Raw genomic sequence first — 4592 nt, 5'->3', positions numbered from 1 at the left:
GAGTTGCCCTGGCTGGCCGGAGCCCTCCGGTGGGTGCCGGTGGTCTTCGGCCGCGACCAGCTGGGCCCCGCGCTGGCCACGGCGGGCCATGACCCTGCCACGCCGACCACCTGGATCTGGGAGGGCGTGGTGCCCTACCTGACCCGCGAACAGGTAACCGCCACCGTGCAGACCATCCGGGCCCGCTCCGCGCCGCGGAGCCGGCTGATCGTGAGCTATCAGCAGCCGGTGCTGTCGGCCACCCTCGGCAGGCTGGTGATGCGGACCATGAGCGTCCTGTCCAGGCGCCCGTATCCGCTGGCCAACGAGCCGCACCGCTCGTCCTGGAGCCCGGCGGCCATCAGCCGGCTGCTCGGCGCTCACGGCTTCACCGTCACCAGCGACGAGGACCTGCTGAGCCTGGCCGAACGGCTGCCGAGCGAGGTCCGGCAGCGCCGGTCGTTGCGCGCCGGCCGGGTGCTGGTCGCCGACCTGGAGTAGCCACCTCCACCAGAGACCTCAGCGCGGCTCGATCCCGAAGTACGGCCAGCACCCGTCCATGCCCTCGATCCGCACCCCCGCCGCCCCGTCGCCGGCCAGCCAGTCCGAGCGCGGCAGCCGCAGGTGCTGCAGGGTGTCCACCTGGTCCCCGCGGCGGTGCAGCGACTCGCCGTTCGGCTGGTATCCCAGCGCCCGCGACACCGCCAGCGAGGCGTAATTGTCGTGCCAGGCCGAGGTGATCGCGGCTTGGGCCCGCAACGGCCCGAAGGCCAGCGCCAGGATGGCCCGGCGCATCTGCCGCCCGATACCGCGCCCGCGCACCGCCGGCACCAGGTGCGAGGCGCTGTCGACGGTGCGCAGCAGCGGGAAGTCGTCAGCCGCCAGCTCCTGCACCCCGACCAGCTCACCGCCGGCCCGCACGCAGAACCCCAGCTGCCACTGTTCGGGGCGCCAGCTTCCGTAGCCGTTCCAGTAACGCTGGAAGCCGATCACCCGGCGGTTGGTGGCCTCGGGCAGGCCGGGATACCGGGTGGCGTCGGGGTCCAGTTCCACGTCGTCGGGCAGCAGGTCGGCCAGCGGCACCAGGTCGGCCTCGGTCATCGGCCGCAGGTCCACCTCGCCCACCCGCAGCCGCAGGTCCCACAGCGGCCAGTACGGATGCGTCATGGCTACTCCGTCGCCGACGCCGAGATCAGCGACCGGGCGGCCTGCAGGATGGTCGCCTCGTCCAGCAGCACGGTCCGCGCCGCGTCACCCAGCGGGATGAAGCTGTCGGCGCTGGTGACCCGCTGGATCGGGCCGCGGAAGCCCCCGTCGACCAGCGCGGCGACGATACCCTCCGACACCCCACCGGAGCGGCGGGTCTCGTCCACCACCAGGACCTGGCCGCTGCCGGCCGCCTCGCGAAGGATGTCCTTGACCGGCAACGGAGAAAGCCACCGCAGATCCAGCACAGCGATCGATGTCCCCTCCTGCGCAAGGGTGTTCGCGACCCGCAGGCTCATCGGCACGCCGTTGCCGAAGGTCACGATGCTCAGGTCCGCGGCATCCGAATGGGACGGGCCGCCGTCACCGGCGCCGACCAGCCAGCGCCGGGCCCGTCCGATCGGGATGTGCTCGGCCGCCCAGCGCCCCGGCCCGGCATACTCGGCCAGCCAGCCGCCGTCACCGGCTGAGTGCAGATCACGTTGATGGTAAAGGGCGATCGGCTCCAGGAAGACGCTCACGGTGCCGTCGACCGCGGCGGCGGCCAGCAGGCTGCGCAGCATCGCCGGCGCATCGCTCGGATGTGCCGGCACTCCCACCACCAGGCCCGGGATGTCACGCAGCACCGCGACCGAGTTGTCGTTGTGGAAGTGGCCGCCGAAGCCCTTCTGGTATCCCAGGCCGGCGATCCGCACCACCATCGGATTGCGGTACTGGCCCTGGGAGAAGAACTGCAGGGTGGCGGCCTCACCGCGCAACTGGTCCTCGGCGTTGTGCAGGTAGGCCAGGTACTGGATCTCCGGGATGGGCAGGAAGCCGGCCAGCGCGGCGCCCAGCCCCACCCCGAGGATGGCCTGCTCGTCCAGGATGGTGTCGAACACCCGCGCCCCGCCGAAGCTCTTGCGCAACCCCCTGGTCAACCCGTACACCCCGCCCTTGACCGAGACGTCCTCGCCGAACACCAGGGCCTGCGGGCGGCGGGCCAGCTCGTCGTGCAGCGCCCGGTTGATCGACTGTGCCAGGGTCAGCGGCCCCTCGTTCTCCGGTAGCCGGCCGCCGAACACCGCGGCCCGGTCCACCTCGGCGGGCTCGGCCACCACGGCGGCCACCTGCGCCGCCACCTGTTCAGTGCTGCGCGGGGCCAGCGGCGCCATCACCTGCACGGCCGAGCTCAGTTGCGGCTCGGCCATCACCTGCACCGCGACCTCGCGAACCTGGTCGCCGATCGCCTCGTAGCGCGCCGCCAGCTCGGGGCCGTCGGCGAACCCGGCGTCGGCCAGCAACCCGGCGGTCACCAGCAGCGGATCCCGTGCGTAGTCCGCGGCGATCTCGGCCGGGGTGCGGTAGGCCACCTCCGCGTCCGACCCGGCGTGCCCGAGGAACCGGACCGTCTTCAGATGCAGGAAGGCCGGCTTGCGGGCCGTCCGGACGAACTCGACCGCCTGGCTGGCCGCGTCGTAGACATCGGCCAGGTCGCAGCCGTTCACCGCGAGGTAGCGCAAGCCGGGCCGGGACAGGAAGCGCTCGGTGATCCAGCCGGACGGGGTCCGGGTGCTGATCCCGAGCCCGTTGTCCTCGCACACCATCAGCAGTGGCAGCGGCAGGCCCTGGTAGACGGTGTTCGACGCCGTGTTGATCGCCCCCACCAGGGTGGAGTGGTTCACCGAGGCGTCGCCGAAGCTGGTCACCACGATCGAATCCGGCGCCCACGGGGTCCGCACCCCGGTCCGGCGGGCCCGGCCCAGGGCGAAGGCCAACCCGACCGCGCGGGGCAGGTGCGAGGCGATCGTCGAGGTCTGCGGGATGACGGCGAGCTCGGCATTGCCGAACACCTTGTGCCGGCCACCGGCGATCGGTTCGCTGGTGGCCGCCGCGACGCCGCCGAGGATGTCGCGGACCGGGTCGTGGCCGGGCAGCTGCTGGGCCCTGGCGCAGTAGAAGCCACCCGAGCGGTAGTGCAGCAGCGCCGGATCGCCCGGGCGCAATGCCGCCGCGACCGCCGCGTTGCCCTCGTGACCGGATGAGGAGATGGTGTAGAAACCGCGGCCCTGGGTCTGCATCCAGATCGCGGCCAGGTCGGCCTGGCGGGACTGGCACTGCGCCTGGAACAGCTCGCCGGCCTGCCTGATCGTCAGCGGGCTGCCGGGCCGGACCGGGGTGTCCAGATCGCGGCTGGGACCGCGCCGCAACGCGGTCACCGCGGTGACGAAGTGCTCCTCCAGGGGATGGCGTTCGGCAGGCACCTGCACATCTAACCCTGCCGGCCCGGTTCGTGTGGATCAACCCGGTGTCCGCGGCGCTGCCGGCTCAGCGCACGCGGATCAACCCGGGTTCGCGGCGCTGCCGGCACCGCCGGCATCACGTCCGTCGGCCCGGCCGTCGATGGTGCGCCGCTCGGTGACGATCGCGGTGACCAGCGCCGCCGGGGTGACGTCGAAGGCCGGATTCCAGCCGGTACTGCCTGGTGAGGCGACCCGGTGGCCGGCCAGCGCCAGCACCTCCTCGGCATCCCGCAGCTCGATGGTGATCCCGGCGCCGCTCTCGGTCGAGAAGTCGATGGTGGATTCCGGGGCGGCCACCACGAACGGGATGCCGGCATAGCCGGCGGCCAGCGCGTGCGAGACGGTGCCGACCTTGTTGGCGACATCGCCGTTGGCGGCGATCCGGTCGGCTCCCACCACCACCGCCTCGACCTCACCACCCAGCAGCAGCCCCGCTGCCGCCGAGTCGACGATGATCCGGTGCGGAATGCCGCGTCGCCCCAGCTCCCAGGCGGTGAGCCGGCTGCCCTGCAGCAGTGGCCGGGTCTCGCAGACATAGACCATCTCCAGCGGAGCGGCGGCGTGCAGCCGCTCGATGACGCCGAGGGCGGTCCCGAACTCGACACAGGCCAGCGCGCCGGCATTGCAGTGCGTCAGCACCCGGCGGGCACCGGCCAGCAGCTGCGCGCCCCGGTCGCTGAGCGCCTGGTTGATCTCGATGTCGGCGTCCCGGATCGCCAGCGCCGCCTTCACCAGTTCCTCGACGCCGGCTCCCCCGCCGCGCGCCGAGGCAAGCTGCTCCACTCCCCAGGACAGGTTCACCGCGGTCGGCCGGGCCCCGACCAGCTTCTCGGCGGCCACGGCGAGGTCGGCGTCCAGGTCACCCCCGCGTTCGGCCGAGCGGCAGGCGGCCAGCGCCATGCCCAGCGCCCCTGCCACGCCGAGCGCCGGCGCACCGCGCACCGCAAGCGACCGGATATGGACGACCAGCTCATCGACCTCGCGGATGTCGATGCTCACCAGTTCGGCAGGCAGCCTGGTCTGATCGATGATCCGGATGGCGCGCTCGACCCAGTCAACGGTGCGCATGGCCGGTAGCGTAGCCAGCTGTGCTACTCCCCGACCAGCGCGCCGCGGTGGCACAGG

The 4592-nt window shown here is 72.5% G+C and carries 4 protein-coding genes; 1 reads left to right on the top strand and 3 read right to left on the bottom strand.

Going from position 1 to position 4592, the window contains the following annotated elements; genetic code table 11:
- The coding region (locus VF542_RS00380; protein ID WP_408649727.1) for a class I SAM-dependent methyltransferase at positions 1–480 on the top strand (480 nt) is incomplete at its 5' end.
- Between the two features lie 18 nt (positions 481–498).
- On the opposite strand, the gene VF542_RS00375 is transcribed toward VF542_RS00380, so the two are convergent.
- The 3 genes from VF542_RS00375 to mtnA all read right to left on the bottom strand — a co-directional run bounded on the left by VF542_RS00375 (position 499) and on the right by mtnA (position 4535).
- Positions 499–1146 (bottom strand): GNAT family N-acetyltransferase, encoded by a 648-nt coding sequence (locus VF542_RS00375; RefSeq protein ID WP_408649726.1) that lies wholly within the window; start codon positions 1144–1146, stop codon positions 499–501.
- A gap of 2 nt (positions 1147–1148) precedes the next feature.
- A complete protein-coding gene (locus VF542_RS00370; protein WP_408649725.1) occupies positions 1149–3428 on the bottom strand; it encodes a thiamine pyrophosphate-dependent enzyme in 2280 nt (759 codons plus the stop codon).
- 78 nt (positions 3429–3506) lie between these two features.
- Positions 3507–4535: an S-methyl-5-thioribose-1-phosphate isomerase gene (gene mtnA / locus VF542_RS00365; RefSeq protein WP_408649724.1), complete on the bottom strand. Its 1029-nt coding sequence runs from the start codon at positions 4533–4535 to the stop codon at positions 3507–3509.
- Positions 4536–4592 lie beyond the last annotated feature (57 nt).

This window comes from Jatrophihabitans sp. (assembly GCF_036389215.1).
Lineage (GTDB): Bacteria > Actinomycetota > Actinomycetes > Mycobacteriales > Jatrophihabitantaceae > Jatrophihabitans_A.
Note: the sequence above shows the minus strand (reverse complement) of the source record. Positions and strands in the feature narration are given on the sequence as shown.

Coding starts and splice junctions, on each gene's coding strand:
- mtnA (WP_408649724.1), bottom strand. CDS start 4,535: ATGCGCACCGTTGACTGGGTCGAGCGCGCCATCCGGATCATCGATCAG.
- VF542_RS00375 (WP_408649726.1), bottom strand. CDS start 1,146: ATGACGCATCCGTACTGGCCGCTGTGGGACCTGCGGCTGCGGGTGGGC.